The sequence below is a fragment of the Winogradskyella schleiferi genome (assembly GCF_013394655.1).
Classification (GTDB): domain Bacteria; phylum Bacteroidota; class Bacteroidia; order Flavobacteriales; family Flavobacteriaceae; genus Winogradskyella; species Winogradskyella schleiferi.
Window position 1 is genome coordinate 1,943,830 of record NZ_CP053351.1, and the last position, 17,067, is coordinate 1,960,896.

Below are 17,067 nucleotides of genomic sequence, written 5' to 3' on the forward strand. Positions count from 1 at the left end.
AGATATTTAATAAAAAAAAACATACCCAATAGTGGGTAAATTTGATTATTGAAAAGAGCTATTAATTTTGTATAAGGAATATTAATCACTAAGGGATAAGCGATTACGTAAATATATAAAATTTATTTTAATCTTATCCATTCCACACACATTTTCCTCACTACTCCACCTTCACAGAAAAAGAATGTTTATTTATTTTAGAGGTGTTCATGAACCTCGCTAACTCGGTTTCATTAACTGAATAGAGAAACATTAAAAAAGAAATAAAGAAAAGTAATATGCCAATGCGCCAGCTGGCTCATTCACTAAAATAGTCCACAGGACTATTTCTAACGCTCTGCCCTGCTTTTATCCAAATCGAGGATTCATGAACTCATTAATTTAAAATAGAAGCTTTGTGAATAAAGCTCATCTTTATTCTTCACTATCCTAAGCATAAGCAACACACAAATACATTATAATAGGACAAATCCTACTATTGCTTACTACTTTTTTTCCCTCTTAACTTTTAAAATCGCCTCCTTAAGATCCTCAAATTCCGAATAGCCACTAGCAATGTTATACAATTGATCTTTATGTCTATAGATGACCGTGGGAAATCCGCGAACGCCCAATTCCCTGCTTTTTATAAAATCTTCTTGGGTCGCCAACTTCATGCTCTCAGAGGTGAATTTCTCGCTAAAGTCTTGAAAATTGATAGCGAGTGTTTCGCAAATCACTTGATAGAAATCCACTTGCTTAGGATCTTTGGATTTGGTGTAGAAATAATGTTGCACCAGTTCATAGAACGCCAAGGTCTTTTCGGGTGCTAGGGTTCTCGCGGTGATTACGGCTCTACAGGCTGGTTCGGTATCGTAATTGAATTCGTCTTTTTCTAATAGCTTATAACTAAAAGGTTGACCAGATTTTTCATGGACTTGCTGCCAGTGGTGTTCTAGAAAACGCTTAAAGGCGGTATCCCATGCTTCTCCTCCACCAGGTCTTAAGCCACCCATAATGAGATTGAATGGAATGTGCTCTTGCGTTGCGTAGCGTTGTAAAGCGTTTATCTGTGGCGAAATTCCCCAACACCAGCTGCACATAGGATCACCGATATAGAAGAGTTCTTCATCATCGTTCCATGCTATTGTTTTTTTGCTAGCTTCAAAATCTGGTATTTCGCAAAGTCCCGTTATGGAATCGCATTGGACTTGTATCTTATTTTCTTGACTCATAATTTTCAAATTAAAACAAGCGGTTAGTAAAATTATAAAAATGTACTTCATTAATGTTTGCATTAATTATAGTAAAAATACATCGTCTTTTTGAGATATGGGTTTGTTGAACTTCGACGATTAGACTATTTTTCTGTTGCTAGTTTTAAAAATACCATGAAAACACCTCTACTAATTTTTTTATGTTAGAGATGGCATAGGCTTCTATTCCGTAAACTATGCTTTTACCTCAAATCGCTTATGTACGCTTATTGAACTTAAAATTTAAAAAAAGAAATCTTGATACTAAAGCTCGTCTGACACATCGATAGCACTCTGTGCAAGCACCACTGATTTACACTTGCCTACCAGCAGGTTCTAGGACACTTTTAATAGTTGATTATCTGGTCGGTGGATGATTTAGCTAATGTTTTACTTTTTTAAAAGCGTAAAATAGAAGGTCGTCCCTAAGCCCTCTTGGCTCTCTAACCAAATAGAACCCTTGTAATAGTTAACGATTTTTTTAACAATAGAAAGCCCAATACCTGAAGAGGCGCTGGTACTTTCGAGTTTGGTAAACACTTTAAATATTTTATCGAAATAATCTGATTTAATACCAATTCCGTTGTCTTTTACAAAAAATTCAAAAGCGTCCGTTTTCTCTGTACAACCAATTTCGACTGTGCCTTTATCATTATGTGAATACTTTATGGCATTTTGTATTAAGTTTTGAAATATTTGCTTAAACCTCCAAGCATTACCGTATAAGCTTGGCAAGTTATCTTGAATAGTAATGGTTATGTGTTTTGGAACTAAAAGCGTCTGTATTACTTCATCTAACATAAGGTTAAAGTCGATCTTCTGATTTTCTGACTCTAGCCTATCTACGGTAGAATAATCTAAAATACCTTTTATTAAATTATCCATTTTCTCTACATTGAATAAGGCAAGATTCAATGGTTGTATATCCATTTCATCGCTAGTGTCCTTGTGATCATTGATAAACCATGTAATTAAGGTATGAATGTTTATTAATGGTGCTTTTAAATCGTGGGATACCACATGGGCATATTCATTTAATTGCTCATTTTGACGTGATAAATCTATCAGTAGTTTTTCTCGCTTTTTATCTTGTGCACTTAAACGTTCTTCATTTTCTTTTCTTTGAATAACGTTAACCAACATATTGGCATACACAAATAGAATTTCTTTTTCGTTTTCGGCATATTTATTAATTTTCTTAACCGCATCAAAGCCTATAAACCCAATTAACTCTTTGTTTTTAATTTTTGGAATAGCAATTAAGCTTTTAATACCTTGAGGCTCTAAAACTGCACGTAAGCCATTTTCTCCATCATGAGGAAGAAGGCTTACATCTTCAATAAGAAATACTTCGCCTTTTTTATGTGCCTCTACCCATTGTGGTATATATTCAATGGGGACATTTTGTAAATTATTTATTTCTGGTGCTATACCTTCGGCGCACCACTCATACGTATTGGATGTGGTGTTGTTTACCAAATCATAAGAAAATATATAACTTCTGTCTGCCTCTACAAACTCTCCCATTTGCTTTAAAGACTCTTGAATAAGTTTATCTATATCCGATAGATCGGCATTTATATAGGTTGTAGAAATACTAATTAATAAATCTTGAAAACGTAACTGTCTTTCTATAATTCTATCCTTATTAGTCTTGTCTTTGTTTTTGTTGGTTTCCATAACTAGTAAAGTCGTTGTAACTTTAGTTTCTTAAGTTAATTAGTAATTAAAAGTGGCGTTAAATTTACAAAGTATTATGAGAAGATAATTATGTATAATCAGAAATAATTTAAGGTTATTATTTTGTACATGTTAATCATAAGTTTGAAACTGAATTTGAATTATTTAAGCATTTTCTTAGGTGTCTATTATATTTTTAGTTTATTTGTTTTCCAACCTATTCCTATGCTTAGAAAAACTATCCAACACGCTACATTAGTCCTGTTTATTTTATGTAGTTTTAGTACTTGTTATGCCCAGATTAAAGTCAGTAATACCCCAAATTGGGTGGTCCATCAGTCTTATGAACAAAATCCAGATATCGATTTAAAGGAAATTTCATTCGGTTTACTGACGCTTCTAAGTGATGAACAAATTCATATTCCTAAAGAAGAACGTTATATCCGTGTAGTTAGGAAAATTACGGATCATGTCGGTGTACAAGATGGCTCTATGGTTTCTATTAATTATGATCCCACCTATCAGCAACTGTTATTGCATAAGGTCATTGTGATTAGAAACGGAAAGCCGATCAACAAGCTAAATGTTAATGATTTTCAGACCATACGGCAAGAGTCTAATGCAGAGAGTTACATTTACGATGGTAGTCTCAATGCCGTAAATAATTTAACCGATATCCGCAATGGTGATATTTTAGATATCAGCTATTCTATTAAAGGCTTTAATCCCATTGTTGGGAACCATTTTTCGGGTTCCACCACGCTAAACGATTTTGAACCTGTGGGTAAAGTTAACTACTATATTATCGCCGAAAACCCACTACAGTATAAAACTGTTAATTCCGATAGTTCCCCTGATATTGGAACTTACAAGGGTTATAAAACGTACAATTGGCAAGCTACTTTAACAGAAAAGCCTTTATTTGAAGATAATATGCCCAGTTGGTATTTACCATATGAACACTTATTTGTTTCGGACTATAAGGATTGGAATGCCGTTGTCAATTGGGCTTTGGGTATATACGAAACGGATCTACAATTATCAGCTGCCTTAAAAGCAAAAATAGAACAGATTCATAAACATTCGGAAGATGAAGGTGAACGTATTACGGCAACCTTAAAATTTGTACAAAATGAAATTAGATACCTCGGTTTAGAATCTGGTATTGGTGCTTATAAACCGTTTTCGCCCAATAAGGTCCTTGAACAGCGCTTTGGTGATTGTAAAGATAAAAGTTGGCTCATGGTCACCATGTTGCGTCATATGGATATTGAGGCGTATCCTGTACTTGTTAACTCACTTTTTGGGGAGTCCTTGCATCAGTTTTTACCTTCTCCCAATGTATTTGATCATGTGGTTGTAAAAGTTATTGATAGCGATAATAAGCCTTTCTTTTATGATCCGACCTTTAGCAATCAGTTTGGTAACTATAAGGCCGTGTCATTTCCAGATTATGGGAAAGCTTTAGTGATAAAGGAAGGTGTTTCAACCTTGGAACAAATAATACCTAACGACAAAAGTTTAGTAGAAGTTTTTGATATATTCGAATTACCAACCGTTGGCGGTCCGGCAACCTTAAGAGTTATGACAACCTATAAAGGTGCTGATGCTGATGCTATGAGAGGACGATATAAATCGAGCAGCTTATCCACTATCCGCGACGAATTTAAAAGCTATTATGACAACCTGTATAATGGTGTTGAAGTTATAGAAGATCCTATATTTGATGATGACAGTATCTATAATAAAATTATTGTCGAAGAATTTTATAAAATCAATGACCTATGGGAACCCATGGTGGGCAATGAGAAAAATATTGCTGCAAATTTTACACCATATGGTATTCTAGATGTTTTTCTCTCTCCTAATGAAAAGACCCGAAAAACACCTTTTGCACTATTTTATCCAACACATAAAAAACACAATATTACGGTTAAGCTACCAAGGCGTTGGGCAGCTGCAAAGGATGATATCAAAGTGAGTTCTAAAAGTTTTGATTTTTCGATGGCGAGTAAACTGGATGGATCAGGAAGGACGCTTTATCTCAACTATGAGTATCGCAATAAAAAGAACCATGTAGCTCCTGAAGATTTTGAAGACTATCACTCCAAAAATAAAGCGGTTGAAAACATCCTATCCTATTATATTTATATTCCTAAAAGTGAAGCGACTACTAAACCCATCTATAACACCTTTGATACTGATACCGATGTCGTCGTCTCAAGTATAGTTACTATATTTTATTGGGTTTTTGCTATCGTGATTATCATTGTTACTGGTCTGGTTGTTTTTGTAATTAGAAACAATAAGAAGGGATAAGTCATTGGAGTTTTAGGTCTTTGCTCTGCGCCAAGTCACTGTTGTTGGGCATAATTGAAAATTACCCTACCCAAAATAAAAATACATCTGATAAATGAACAACCCAACTCCAGCAATAACCAAATACACATTAGACGCTTTATAAAAGGCTTTATAACTCGGTTGTTCCTTCCATTTGGAAATTATAAATATAATGGGTATCAAGGCTGCTATTTGCCCAAGCTCCACACCAACGTTAAAACTGATAATCTTAAGTAAGATTTGTTCCTGTCCCATATCAAAGGATTGTAAGCGTGTGGATAGACCCAAGCCATGAATGAGTCCAAACGCAAATACCATGAGCAATAGGTTTGGTGGTTTGACCTTAAATAGTTTTTGGAAGCCATTTAGATTTTCGAAACCTTTATAGAGGACGCTTAGGGCAATGACGGCATCGATAAGGTATTCATTAACCTGAATGCCAGCAAAAGTGCCACCGATTAGGGTAATACTATGGCCAATGGTAAATACTGTAATAAATTTTAGGATATCCTTAAAGCCTTTGAGAAAAAAAATGACTCCGGCTAAAAACAACAAATGGTCATAGCCCGTTAGCATATGTTTGGCACCTACCCAAATGTAAGATAGCAGTCCGCCATTATCCAAAATGGCCTGATCGCCTGCGCTGACGTCGTGAGCCAACAAAAGGGTTGGACATAAAACAGAGCCGATTAATATAATAGTTTTTAAACGTTTGCCCTTGGTTTTAGCGGATGACCTTTTTAAAGATTGGCTAGATGCGGGTTTAAATTCCCAAACAATATTGGAGTTAATGGATTTTGGCTTTACAGGTAAGGCATTTAATGCACATCCAGTAAGTAGGGATCTGTACGAAAAAGGGGTTGACACCAATCAACCGCACATTACCGAAGCAGTTCATAAAGGCTCGTTGTTTTAGCACTGTTACCTTATCATTAATGCTAACGTACCAGCTAATTTTGGTTATGAAGTCATTTCATTGGCCAACTTTTATCATTAGTTGCGTATCCAAACTTAATAAATTCAAATAAACACTATAACAGTAGCCATCTTAGAAAAGCTTAGAAATCATGGCTCATTTCTTTTAGTAAGACTGCAAAATGTAAGTTTTCATAGTAGTGGTGTTGGGCAATAAAAGGCTATACAAAACTAGAGAAAGCAATAAAAGTGTATTTAAAATCGAAGCTGTATATCGCAAATTTCTTATACTAATTTTGAATATATCATTTTTTTAAATTAAATTTAACCTTCATTTACTCCACATAATACGTTTATTCATATTAGAGATATTCCCTATTCTACTCTAATAGCATTTAAACGATCGCAAAAATTTATTAATAGCATAAAACGAAGCACCCAAGTCTTGTTTAACCAGTATTTCAGGTTATTTAAGTATTTCCATACTTAAGTATCTCCTGATTTTTTACACCTATAATTATAACCATTTATAGAATAACCGTAAAATAATAATATTAACCAAAAACAAGCAACAATGAAAACAAATTCACTTTTTAAAAAAATGACCTTCGTGCTATTATGTCTATGCGCGTTACAACTCTCTTGGTCGCAAGCCATTAATTACAATGAAGCGATCTCTGGAGACTTATCAAACAACCCTTCTGCAACCTTATTTACAGTTGTGCCAGGCACCAACACTTGGACAGGAACATTAGGGCCAACAGGCGGAACATCAAATACTGGAGACAACTTCACCGTTGTTGTACCAGAAAATGTGGCTTTAACTAATTTGACCTTCACCAGAACTAGTGGTGGCGGCGGTAGCCTTTTTGACTATGGTTGGAATGCTTGCGGACCTTATACGCCATCTACGACGGGTACAAGTCTAAATCATGTGTTTAGTCCAGAGCTTGGCCCAGGTAACTATTGTTCCAATTTAACGGTAGGCTTTGCTACAGCCGGAGCAAATTGGACCGTCACTGTTGTAGCTATTTCAACAGGAACCGACCCTTGCGCAGCATTGGGTGGGGATTCAGACGGTGATGGTGTCTGTGATGTTAATGACGGTTGTCCAAATGATGCAAACAAGATTGCACCAGGAGATTGTGGCTGCGGTGTTGCTGATACCGATACAGATGGCGACGGTTCGGCAGATTGTTTTGATGCCTGTCCGAACGATCCAAACAAAATTGCACCAGGCATTTGTGGTTGTGGTGTCCCTGATGCCGATACTGACAATGACGGTACGGCAGATTGTAACGATGCCTGCCCCAACGACCCGAACAAAACGGCACCAGGAGCTTGTGGCTGTGGTGTGGTTGACACCGATACAGATGGTGATGGTACAGCAGATTGCAACGACTTTGACGACGATAATGATGGCTTAGATGACGCTGATGAAGTGGCCTGCGGATCGGATCCTGTAAATGTCAGTTCAACTTGTGAAATTTGTGATGGTCTGGACAATGATCTTAATGATGGTGTTGATGAAGGGTTTACTGATTCTGATAGTGATGGTAAAGCAGATTGTGTGGATATGGATGACGACAATGATGGTACAACTGATATAGACGAAATAGCCTGTGGATCTGACCCCTTAAATGCCAGTTCAACTTGTGAGGTTTGTGATGGTGTGGATAATGATCTTAATGATGGTGTTGATGAAGGTTTTACAGATACCGATGGTGATGGTAAAGCAGATTGTATAGATCTTGATGATGATAATGATGGCGTTGCAGATGGTGATGATTCAAGCCCATTAAACCAATTTGTCTGCAGAGATGCTGATGGCGATGGTTGCGATGACTGTTCTAGTGGCACTGATGATGCAGCAAATGATGGTACCGATACTGATGGTGATGGCCTTTGTAATGCTGGCGATATAGACGATGATAACGATGGTGTGGTTGATGTTGATGATTTAGAGCCCTTGAATCCATTTATATGCAGAGATGCAGATAATGATGGTTGTGATGACTGTTCTAGCGGCACCGATGATGTTGGCAATGATGGCACCGATACGGATGGTGATGGTCTTTGTGATACTGGAGACGTTGATGACGATAATGATGGTCAGTTAGATTCTGACGAAATTGCTTGCGGATCTGATCCCTTAGATAGTAATAGTCTATCTCCAGACAATGATAGTGATAATTCACCAGACTGTGTAGATCCTGACGATGATAATGATGGGGTTCTAGATGGTGATGATAATTGTCCATTGATCTCTAATGCCGATCAAACTGATGATGACAGAGATGGTATTGGTAATGTATGTGATCCTGTTTTTGATATTGGAGTTCTTATTGATGATGTTATTAATTACATTGAAGGTCTAGGACTAAATAATGGACAAACTAATTCTTTGGTTAAGCAATTACAGGATGGACTGGATAAATACTGTGATGGTAAAACAAATGCTGCATTGAACAAATTCAATGCGTTTATTAATCACGTTCAAGATCTTGCATTAAATGGTGTTATTTCGGTAAACACTGCAACTATACTTATTGATGCAGCTAATGTGACTATAAATGCCATTACCAATGGCTCCGTCGTTTGTCCTAGTCTAGGAAGCAGAAATGCACCAGTAGTTAATGAGGTATTGACGTTTAACGGAACGCAAATAAAATTGTATCCAAACCCAGCTGTGGATAATATTAAGATTTATATCAAATCCGTGCATGATAAAAATGCTGTCGTAACTATATACAATGTGTTAGGTGTTGTGGTATTGCATAAAAGTATAACAATAGGCAAATCTGAAGTAGTTATCGATTTGTCCGTGAATGAATTGAGCAATGGCTTACATTTTGCTAAAGTCCAGATTGGAAACGAAACCATATTACAGCGATTTATAATTAAAAAGTAACCCTGAACAAAAGCAACTGTATACGACTATGTAACAGATATGTGATTAAACTTCAAGAACAAGGAGGTATTTATGTAAAAAATAAATACCTTCTTTTTTACATTAAAAATGTATTTTTTCGGTACTTCAAGTTCAATCTAAACTGTGAATAAGCCAGCTCATAATTTCATTTTGCAACTTTATTATTAGTGTGGAACCCTTATAGAAGAAAAAGTAGCGTAAATTGACATGGTTGTTCTATCCGAAATAAAGTACTATCTGATAAAGAAACAGGCCTACACCAGCTATGACCAAATACACATTAGACGCTTTATAAAAAGCTTTATAACTCGGTTGTTCCTTCCATTTGGAAATTATAAATATAATGGGTATCAAGGCTGCTATTTGCCCAAGCTCCACACCAACGTTAAAACTGATAATCTTAAGTAAGATTTGTTCCTGTCCCATATCAAAGGATTGTAATCGTGTGGATAAGCCCAAGCCATGTATCAACCCAAACGCAAATACCATCAGCAATAGATTTGGTGGTTTGACCTTAAATAGTTTTTGGAAGCCATTAAGATTTTCGAAACCTTTATAAAGGACGCTTAGGGCAATGACGGCATCGATAAGGTATTCATTTACCTGAATGCCCGTAAAAGTGCCGCCAATAAGAGTAATACTATGGCCAATGGTAAATACCGTAATAAATTTTAGGATATCCTTAAAGCCTTTGAGAAAAAAAATGACTCCGGCTAAAAACAACAAATGGTCATAGCCCGTTAGCATATGTTTGGCACCTACCCAAATGTAAGATAGCAGTCCGCCATTATCCAAAATGGCCTGATCACCTGCGCTGACGTCGTGAGCCAACAAAAGGGTTGGACACAAAACAGAGCCGATTAATACAATAGTTTTTAAATGTTTGCCCATCTTATTTCTTTTTATTGAACCAAAAGAACAAAAGGCCTATGATTACAAAACTCGCTATCCAGAAAATGTAGGATGGAAAACCTTCATCGTCATGTTCGTCGTGCGAATGTGTGTCGTCATCATGGGTATGTGTAGCCTCGCCGTGTTCATGGTCATGGTTCTGGTCGTTTTCATGATCGTGTGCATGCTCGCTATTGTCTTGGTCATGATTGTGCGCTACGGTACGCCCATCACTGATACCAAAGGTAAGTGTTGCCCAATTGGATTCGTGAGTCAGTTTTTCATCCTTGGACTCTACCATCTTAATGGTTCGGAAGTACCAAGTGCCTGATTGGTTGATATCTATACTAACAATACCGTCGTCATTGGTTTGATATTGTTTCGTTTCAGGATGTTGATGTTCTGAGGTTTCCGTATCATCGTGCGAATGTGAATGCGAGTGTGCCTCTCCATTCTCGTGACTATGTGTCGGTGCCTCTTCTTTTGCCTCTGTATTTGTGCCGACGTATACGAAATGATTTTTAAGCGGTGCTCCGTTGAATAACAAACGTACTTCCAAATTGTGCCCTTCGTGAAGCTCATAGGGATTTTGAAGTGGTATAAATTCGAGTGGATAGCCTAGATTAACGTTCCAGTCGTTGCTAAGTTTATCGCCTACCTGAAAAATGGTTTTGACGTGTTTCGCATATTTTTCAACGGCATCTTTGTTTAAGGTATTTGTTTGTTTACGGTTTTCCAATATGTCGCGTACGCCATCGCTCTTTAAATACGTGTTGAACGCTTCTGCCGTAAGAGCTATATCGCTTGGTGTCGTGGATAGTCCGGCAACCCAAGTGCCTGCGTTTCCTGTTTTAAAATTTAAGAAGGTAATATTGTTTTTTTCGAACCAATCTGATGAATCGACTGCGGTACGTTTTCCATTGCCGACCAAGCTGACATCAAGCATTCTATTTCGGTCTATTACATTATCGCTTTTGTTGAAAGTACCATTGAAGAGTTGTAAAACAGCCTGAGTATTCGGTTGTAATTGGTAGACATCTAATTTTAAAAACATATCATGACTGGAAAGGAGAACAAATGCAATCAGTGCCACTATAGTCAGTTGGATTTTTTTCATTTTATGGTGTTTTAATTTTAATGATGTTCAATATATTAAGAAATTAAGGAATTCTCGGCAATAAAAGAAAAATTAGAAGTTAGTAGACAAAACAGTTGATTGCGCAGACAAAAATCTGCAATAGCTTTTTTTTTAGTCTTCTCCTTTTTTTGGACGATTATATCGAACACTTGTTACTAGACTATAGATCTCTAATATTATCCACAAGATTTTCATCACTCCTTGTTCCATAAGGATCAATAGCAATAAAGTTTGGTTTCTTTTTTACAATAATTTTAAATTCTTGAATCCCTTTTTTAATTACATTCGATTCGTAAAGGTTATGAATTAAACGTGGTCGATTACCTTTTAAAACCATTTAGTTTTGATAGACTGGTAAAAGCCGTCAATAAGGTTTCAGATTTGCAGGTATCTAAAACAGTAATACAAGAAGTTTCAAACAGCGAAACCAATCCTTCTAGCCTATTTGTAAAAGGAGACAAAAAACACCATCAAATTTTCTTAGACCATCTTTTATTTATAGAAGCCGATGGAAATAATACGAAGTTGTTCTTAAAAGAGGAAATGATTGTTAGTCATGAAAAAATATCACACTATGAAGAGGTATTAACTCCGACTAATTTTCTACGCGTGCACAAATCCTTTATCGTTGCCATTGATAAAATAAAATTTATTGAAGGAAATCGTATAGTCATACAGGATCACAAAATCCTACAAGAGCAATGAAAACAGGCTGTTTAACAAATAATAGCATCATGCTTCCCTCCTATATTAAGTATAGTCCATTTTGTGTCGTAACAAACTAATGATACTATGTGCTTGTAGTTGTTGTTGCAGCAATTGATGCCAACAAAACTACTGCTATAGCTAATATAGTCTCATGCATCTCATCTATAGTAGAACTAATAACTAAACTATTTTTAGAATCAGCAATAACGGTTCTTATGTTGGCTTTGCATTTTTTAGCACGATCATTCCCATAATTTTGTTATCAAAAGTATAATATGGAAATTTGTCATTAATATCTCTATTTATGTTGTAATCTTGTGAAGTCAGACTATAGATTACAATTATGACGTTGGATTTACATACCGTATTGACTTGGTTCACCGCTGCATTGTATGCTAGTCCAGAATAGCCTTCTTCGTAAGCAATGAAGTAATTATTTATTAAAGATTCTGGAAGGGTCTTTCGGTCTATTTCGCTTAAGGCATCAATAGATTCTTTAAAACGGCCTGTATTCACGAGAAGCAAACCCATTTTTAGGATGGCTCCATTTACTAGCAGATTCTCGTTAAGAGCCTCTGCTATTTGTATGTTTTTCTCAATATAATGGAGGGCATCGTTGAAACTATAAAACTGATACTCTTCAAAAATGGCATTGGTAATGTCTTACTGCTGTCTAAGATCATTGGTTTTATTGCTTTGCGCTACAAGGTTTTTTATGCGTTCTTCTTTTTGAAGTTCAAATACCTTATGATTGCTCATCTTAGTTTCTAGCACCTTAGTAAGGCTATCTAAATTTTGAGCCCAAATATTATTTTGAAAAAGGAATATTGAAATGATGCCAAAAATGATCTTTAATGTCTGCATTTTGGAACGTTAATTTTAGTGCTTCTATTAATTATGCCTCTAAAATTATAATAAATAATGTATTTGAAGGCTAATTTGAGTGGTTTTTGGTGGTATTGCTTTTAAGGAGTTGAATAAGCGTAAAAAATTAGTACTGCTAACAGGAATTATAATCGGTATCTTCTACATTTCGTACTTATAATTTCATCAATCATTTTCGAAATCTATAAACCTTTGTTAAAAAAAGAATGAACGTTCATTTTTTACATATTTTTGTATCAGAATTTGTAATGCATGGCAAAACTTCAGAAAAGTATAGATAAGCGTAATGCTCTTGTTAAAGCAACTATTGAGTTAGTCAATAACAATGGGTTTCACGCAACTCCTATGAGTAAAATTGCTAAAATGGCAAATGTTTCGCCTGCTACTATTTACTTGTATTTTGAGAATAAACAAGACCTTGTAAATAAAACTTACGTTGAAGTTAAAGCCGAATACACAAAATACGCTTTTGCAACTTATGATGAAACCATGCCGGTTGAAAAAGGATTTAAATTAATCTGGAATCGTATTGCCGACTTCAAACTTAAAGAAAGCGAAAATGCCATGTTTTTAGCACAATGTGATAATACTCCAATGATCGATGAGCAAAGTAGAAATGAAGGCATAAAACATTTACAACCACTACTCGACCTTTGGACTCGTGGTAAAGAAGAAGGCATCATAAAACCGTTATCAGATTATATTTTATATGCTTATGCGATTAACCCCTTATCATTTTTAATGATATCCCAAAAGCGAGGTGCATTTACATTAGATAGAACACATATAAAAGAAGCCTACGAATCAGCTTGGAGCAGCATAAAAGTTTGTCAATAACATGAAGAAAACAGCCATTATATTAGGTGCATCAGGGTTAACAGGTGGTTTACTATTAGACCTACTGATTAACGATGATCGTTACGAAAGTATTAAGTTATTTTCACGTTCAAAGCTTGAAGGTTTACCAAGTAAAGTCACACAGTTTATAGGTGATTTATTAGAGCTAAAACAGTTTAAAAACGATTTTACAGGAGACCAAGTGTTCTGCTGTATTGGTACCACCAAATCTAAAACACCAGATAAAGATTTATATAAGAAAATAGATCATGGGATTCCGGTTTCAGCTGCAAAATTAGCAAAAGCCAATGGTATTGAGACTTTTTTAGTCATTTCAGCTTTAGGTGCAGATGCAAAAAGTAGTGTATTTTACAATAAAACAAAAGGCGAAATGGAGCGCGATGTGTTAAAACAAGACATTAAAAAAACTTTTATCTTACAGCCATCATTAATTGGTGGAGATCGTAAAGAGAGTCGCACGTTAGAAGCTATTGGTAAAGATGTATTTATAGTCATTCAGCCCTTTTTCTTTGGGAAGTTGAAAAAATATAAAAGTACAGATCCTAAAAATATGGCGAAAGCCATGATAAATCTGGCAAACAGCACAAGCTATTCTGAAGTAGTTATTACTTCAGACGATATAAAGAGAATTACAATAAACAACTAAAGAACTATTATGGAATTATTAGATAAATTAAATTGGAGATACGCAACAAAAACCATGAATGGTAATATTGTTCCAGAAGAAAAAGTGGAACGCATTTTAGAAGCTGCTCGTTTAGCTGCTACTTCGAGTGGTTTACAACCTTTTGAAATTATTGTAGTAAAAAATAAAGATCTAAAAGAAAAAATTAGAGAAGTGGGTTGGAATCAATCTGTAATTACAGAAAGTTCTCATCTACTGGTTTTTGCTGCTTGGGATACCTATACCGAAGAACGCATTAATTATATGTTCGATTTAACCAATGAAATTCGTGGTTTTGAAAATGAAGGTTGGGAAAATTACCGTCAGCAATTATTGAACTCGTATCCACAAAAGGATGCGGAAGAAAACTTTAATCACGCATCAAAACAAGCTTATATTGCACTTGGTCATGCTTTAATTGCGGCAGCCTATGAAAGTGTAGATGCCACACCAATGGAAGGGTTTGATGCTGACGCTGTAGATCAGATTTTAGGTTTGCGTGCCAAAGGCTTGCGAAGTACCGTTTTACTGCCTATAGGACATAGAAATGCAGATGAAGATTGGTTGTCTGGTCTTGAAAAGGTTAGAAAACCAATGGAAGATTTGATAACCGTTATCGATTAAAAAAGAAAAAACTATGACAAAGACAATTATATTAAATAATAGACCTGAAGGAAAACCTACACTTTCAAATTTTGAATTTGTAGATACAGATAAAACACTAACTGTTTCAGAAGGAGAAATTCTTTTAGAAGCAGCTTATGTTTCTGTAGATCCATATTTAAGAGGACGCATGAGTGATGCAAAATCTTATGTTCCACCTTTTAAGTTAAACGAGCCTGTACATTCTGGTGTTGTGGCCAAGGTTTTAGAGTCTAAAAACGAAAAGTTTCAAGCCGGAGATTACGTTTCTGGTATGCTGAATTGGTCTACACAACAAGTGTCTAATGGCGAAGGATTAAATAAAGTAGACTCAGAAAAAGCACCTTTAAGTACCTACTTAGGTGTTCTAGGTATGACAGGTTTAACAGCCTATTTAGGTTTAACCGAAATAGGAAAACCTAAAAAAGGCGAAACTATAGTAATTTCTGGAGCTGCAGGAGCTGTTGGTAGTGTTGTTGGACAAATAGCAAAAATATTAGGTTTACGCGTTATTGGTATTGCTGGTACAGATGAAAAAATCGAGATGCTAAAAAATAAATTCGGTTTTGATGAAGGTATCAATTACAATACTACAACGGACATGACATCTGCCATTGCAGAAGCTGCGCCAAATGGTGTAGATGTGTATTTTGATAATGTTGGAGGACCAATTTCAGATGCTGTTTTATTCAGTATTAATCAGTTCGCCAGAATTATAATTTGTGGTGCCATTTCGGTTTATAATGAAACTGAATTACCTAAAAGCATAAGCGTACAACCATTTTTAGTAAAAAACAGTGCATTAATGCAAGGCTTTATAGTAAGCAATTATGCTGAAAAATTCCCTGAAGCCATGCAAAAATTAGCAGGTTGGTTAGCTGAAGACAAATTAACCTATACCGAAACTATCGTTGAAGGTTTTGATAATATTCCTCAAGCTTTTATTGATTTATTTGAAGGTAAAAACAAAGGAAAAATGATAGTAAAAATATAACAAGTAAAACCAAAAAAGAAAATGAACAATTTTGATTTTAAAAACCCAACCAAAATTATTTTTGGAAAGGACACAATAGAAAAAGTAAACCAAGAGATTCCTGCAGATGCTAAAGTATTATTGCTTTATGGTGGAGGAAGTATTAAGAAAAATGGTATTTACGATCAAGTAAAAACCGCTTTGGCCAATATTGATGTGACTGAGTTTGGAGGCATTCCAGCAAATCCAGAGTACGCAACCTTAATGGAGGCATTAAAAGTAATTAAAGATGAAAACATTACATATTTACTAGCAGTTGGTGGTGGATCTGTAATTGACGGAACTAAATTTTTATCTGCAGCTGCAGTTTACGATGGCGACACACCTTGGGATATTTTAACTAAAAATATTAGAACCGAAAAAGGCATGCCTTTTGGAACTGTATTAACCTTACCAGCAACAGGATCTGAGATGAATTCTGGAGCCGTAATTACACGTGAAGAAACTAAAGAAAAACTAGCAATGGGTGGACCTGGTTTATTTCCTGAGTTCTCAATTTTAGATCCGCAAGTAATTACGTCTATTCCACAACGTCAATTAGCAAACGGATTAACCGATGCGTTTACACACGTTTTAGAACAATACATGACGTATCCAATTGGAGCATTATTACAAGATCGTTTTGCAGAAAGTATTTTACAAACGTTAATTGAAGTAGCACCAACAGTTTTAAAAGACCCAACAGACTATAAAGCAGCCTCAAACTTTATGTGGAGTTGTACAATGGCATTAAATGGTTTAATACAAAAAGGTGTACCGACCGATTGGGCTGTACACGCTATTGGTCACGAGTTAACTGCTTTATTTGGTATTGATCACGCACGTACTTTAGCAGTAATTGCACCAAGCCATTACAAATTTAATTTTGAGTCAAAAAAGGAAAAATTAGCACAATATGCTGAACGTGTTTGGAATATAACTGAAGGTGGCACAGATGATAAAGCCTATGCTGCAATTGAAAAAACAGTTGCTTTTTTCCATGAATTAGGTATTGATACGAAGCTATCAGACTACACAGAAGATTACGAAGGAACCGCAGAAAAAATCTCTGAACGTTTTACAAATCGTGGTTGGACAGGATTAGGTGAACACCAAAGTTTATCGCCAGATAAAGTAGAGAAAATAGTGAAAATGGCTTACTAATTT

General features: G+C 35.6%; 16 protein-coding genes. 9 read left to right on the plus strand and 7 right to left on the minus strand.

What is annotated here, in order from left to right; translation table 11 throughout:
- Positions 1-485 precede the first annotated feature (485 nt).
- Complete coding sequence (locus HM990_RS08400) at positions 486-1,214, minus strand: DsbA family protein (protein WP_178988505.1); 729 nt, start codon at positions 1,212-1,214, stop codon at positions 486-488.
- A 411-nt stretch (positions 1,215-1,625) separates the two neighbouring features.
- A complete protein-coding gene (locus tag HM990_RS08405) occupies positions 1,626-2,915 on the minus strand; it encodes a sensor histidine kinase (protein WP_178988506.1) in 1,290 nt (429 codons plus the stop codon).
- Between the two features lie 225 nt (positions 2,916-3,140).
- Between HM990_RS08405 and HM990_RS08410 the strand changes: the two genes are divergently transcribed.
- A complete protein-coding gene (locus HM990_RS08410) occupies positions 3,141-5,234 on the plus strand; it encodes a DUF3857 domain-containing transglutaminase family protein (RefSeq protein ID WP_178988507.1) in 2,094 nt (697 codons plus the stop codon).
- 66 nt (positions 5,235-5,300) lie between these two features.
- On the opposite strand, the gene HM990_RS08415 is transcribed toward HM990_RS08410, so the two are convergent.
- On the minus strand, positions 5,301-5,915 hold the full coding sequence (locus HM990_RS08415) for a HupE/UreJ family protein (RefSeq protein ID WP_229719415.1): 615 nt from the start codon (positions 5,913-5,915) through the stop codon (positions 5,301-5,303).
- A gap of 58 nt (positions 5,916-5,973) precedes the next feature.
- On the opposite strand from HM990_RS08415, the gene HM990_RS08420 reads away from it, so the two are divergent.
- The gene (locus HM990_RS08420) at positions 5,974-6,171 is read left to right on the plus strand and encodes an SOS response-associated peptidase family protein (RefSeq protein WP_178986997.1); all 198 of its coding nucleotides are present in this window, start codon (positions 5,974-5,976) and stop codon (positions 6,169-6,171) included.
- 573 nt (positions 6,172-6,744) lie between these two features.
- A complete protein-coding gene (locus tag HM990_RS08425; protein WP_178988508.1) occupies positions 6,745-9,081 on the plus strand; it encodes a T9SS type A sorting domain-containing protein in 2,337 nt (778 codons plus the stop codon).
- Between the two features lie 237 nt (positions 9,082-9,318).
- Here HM990_RS08425 and HM990_RS08430 read toward each other — a convergent pair whose 3' ends face one another.
- Positions 9,319-9,993, minus strand: a complete 675-nt coding sequence (locus HM990_RS08430; RefSeq protein WP_178988509.1) for a HupE/UreJ family protein — start codon at positions 9,991-9,993, stop codon at positions 9,319-9,321.
- A gap of 1 nt (position 9,994) precedes the next feature.
- Complete coding sequence (locus HM990_RS08435; protein WP_178988510.1) at positions 9,995-11,110, minus strand: DUF4198 domain-containing protein; 1,116 nt, start codon at positions 11,108-11,110, stop codon at positions 9,995-9,997.
- Positions 11,111-11,443: 333 nt separating this feature from the next.
- Here HM990_RS08435 and HM990_RS08440 point away from each other — a divergent pair, with 333 nt between their 5' ends.
- A complete protein-coding gene (locus HM990_RS08440; protein WP_229719416.1) occupies positions 11,444-11,836 on the plus strand; it encodes a LytR/AlgR family response regulator transcription factor in 393 nt (130 codons plus the stop codon).
- 216 nt (positions 11,837-12,052) lie between these two features.
- Here HM990_RS08440 and HM990_RS08445 read toward each other — a convergent pair whose 3' ends face one another.
- Positions 12,053-12,370 (minus strand): hypothetical protein, encoded by a 318-nt coding sequence (locus HM990_RS08445; protein WP_178988511.1) that lies wholly within the window; start codon positions 12,368-12,370, stop codon positions 12,053-12,055.
- Positions 12,371-12,502: 132 nt separating this feature from the next.
- On the minus strand, positions 12,503-12,703 hold the full coding sequence (locus HM990_RS08450; RefSeq protein ID WP_178988512.1) for a hypothetical protein: 201 nt from the start codon (positions 12,701-12,703) through the stop codon (positions 12,503-12,505).
- Between the two features lie 273 nt (positions 12,704-12,976).
- Between HM990_RS08450 and HM990_RS08455 the strand changes: the two genes are divergently transcribed.
- From HM990_RS08455 to HM990_RS08475, 5 genes are read left to right on the plus strand one after another with little or no spacing between them, the layout of a single operon-like run.
- Entirely contained in the window at positions 12,977-13,561 is a 585-nt protein-coding gene (locus HM990_RS08455; protein WP_178988513.1) for a TetR/AcrR family transcriptional regulator, read from the plus strand.
- Between the two features lies 1 nt (position 13,562).
- Positions 13,563-14,228 carry an NAD(P)H-binding protein gene (locus tag HM990_RS08460; RefSeq protein WP_178988514.1) on the plus strand — a complete coding sequence of 222 codons (666 nt, stop codon included), beginning with the start codon at positions 13,563-13,565 and terminating at the stop codon, positions 14,226-14,228.
- Between the two features lie 9 nt (positions 14,229-14,237).
- Entirely contained in the window at positions 14,238-14,870 is a 633-nt protein-coding gene (locus HM990_RS08465) for an NAD(P)H-dependent oxidoreductase (protein WP_178988515.1), read from the plus strand.
- A 13-nt stretch (positions 14,871-14,883) separates the two neighbouring features.
- Positions 14,884-15,882, plus strand: coding sequence for an NADP-dependent oxidoreductase (locus HM990_RS08470; protein WP_178988516.1), 999 nt, complete (start codon positions 14,884-14,886; stop codon positions 15,880-15,882).
- A 21-nt stretch (positions 15,883-15,903) separates the two neighbouring features.
- Positions 15,904-17,064, plus strand: a complete 1,161-nt coding sequence (locus HM990_RS08475; RefSeq protein ID WP_178988517.1) for an iron-containing alcohol dehydrogenase — start codon at positions 15,904-15,906, stop codon at positions 17,062-17,064.
- Positions 17,065-17,067: the final 3 nt, after the last annotated feature.

Coding starts and splice junctions, on each gene's coding strand:
- HM990_RS08400 (WP_178988505.1), bottom strand. CDS start 1,214: ATGAGTCAAGAAAATAAGATACAAGTCCAATGCGATTCCATAACGGGA.
- HM990_RS08405 (WP_178988506.1), bottom strand. CDS start 2,915: ATGGAAACCAACAAAAACAAAGACAAGACTAATAAGGATAGAATTATA.
- HM990_RS08410 (WP_178988507.1), top strand. CDS start 3,141: ATGCTTAGAAAAACTATCCAACACGCTACATTAGTCCTGTTTATTTTA.
- HM990_RS08425 (WP_178988508.1), top strand. CDS start 6,745: ATGAAAACAAATTCACTTTTTAAAAAAATGACCTTCGTGCTATTATGT.
- HM990_RS08430 (WP_178988509.1), bottom strand. CDS start 9,993: ATGGGCAAACATTTAAAAACTATTGTATTAATCGGCTCTGTTTTGTGT.
- HM990_RS08435 (WP_178988510.1), bottom strand. CDS start 11,110: ATGAAAAAAATCCAACTGACTATAGTGGCACTGATTGCATTTGTTCTC.
- HM990_RS08445 (WP_178988511.1), bottom strand. CDS start 12,370: ATGGGTTTGCTTCTCGTGAATACAGGCCGTTTTAAAGAATCTATTGAT.
- HM990_RS08450 (WP_178988512.1), bottom strand. CDS start 12,703: ATGCAGACATTAAAGATCATTTTTGGCATCATTTCAATATTCCTTTTT.
- HM990_RS08455 (WP_178988513.1), top strand. CDS start 12,977: ATGGCAAAACTTCAGAAAAGTATAGATAAGCGTAATGCTCTTGTTAAA.
- HM990_RS08460 (WP_178988514.1), top strand. CDS start 13,563: ATGAAGAAAACAGCCATTATATTAGGTGCATCAGGGTTAACAGGTGGT.
- HM990_RS08465 (WP_178988515.1), top strand. CDS start 14,238: ATGGAATTATTAGATAAATTAAATTGGAGATACGCAACAAAAACCATG.
- HM990_RS08470 (WP_178988516.1), top strand. CDS start 14,884: ATGACAAAGACAATTATATTAAATAATAGACCTGAAGGAAAACCTACA.
- HM990_RS08475 (WP_178988517.1), top strand. CDS start 15,904: ATGAACAATTTTGATTTTAAAAACCCAACCAAAATTATTTTTGGAAAG.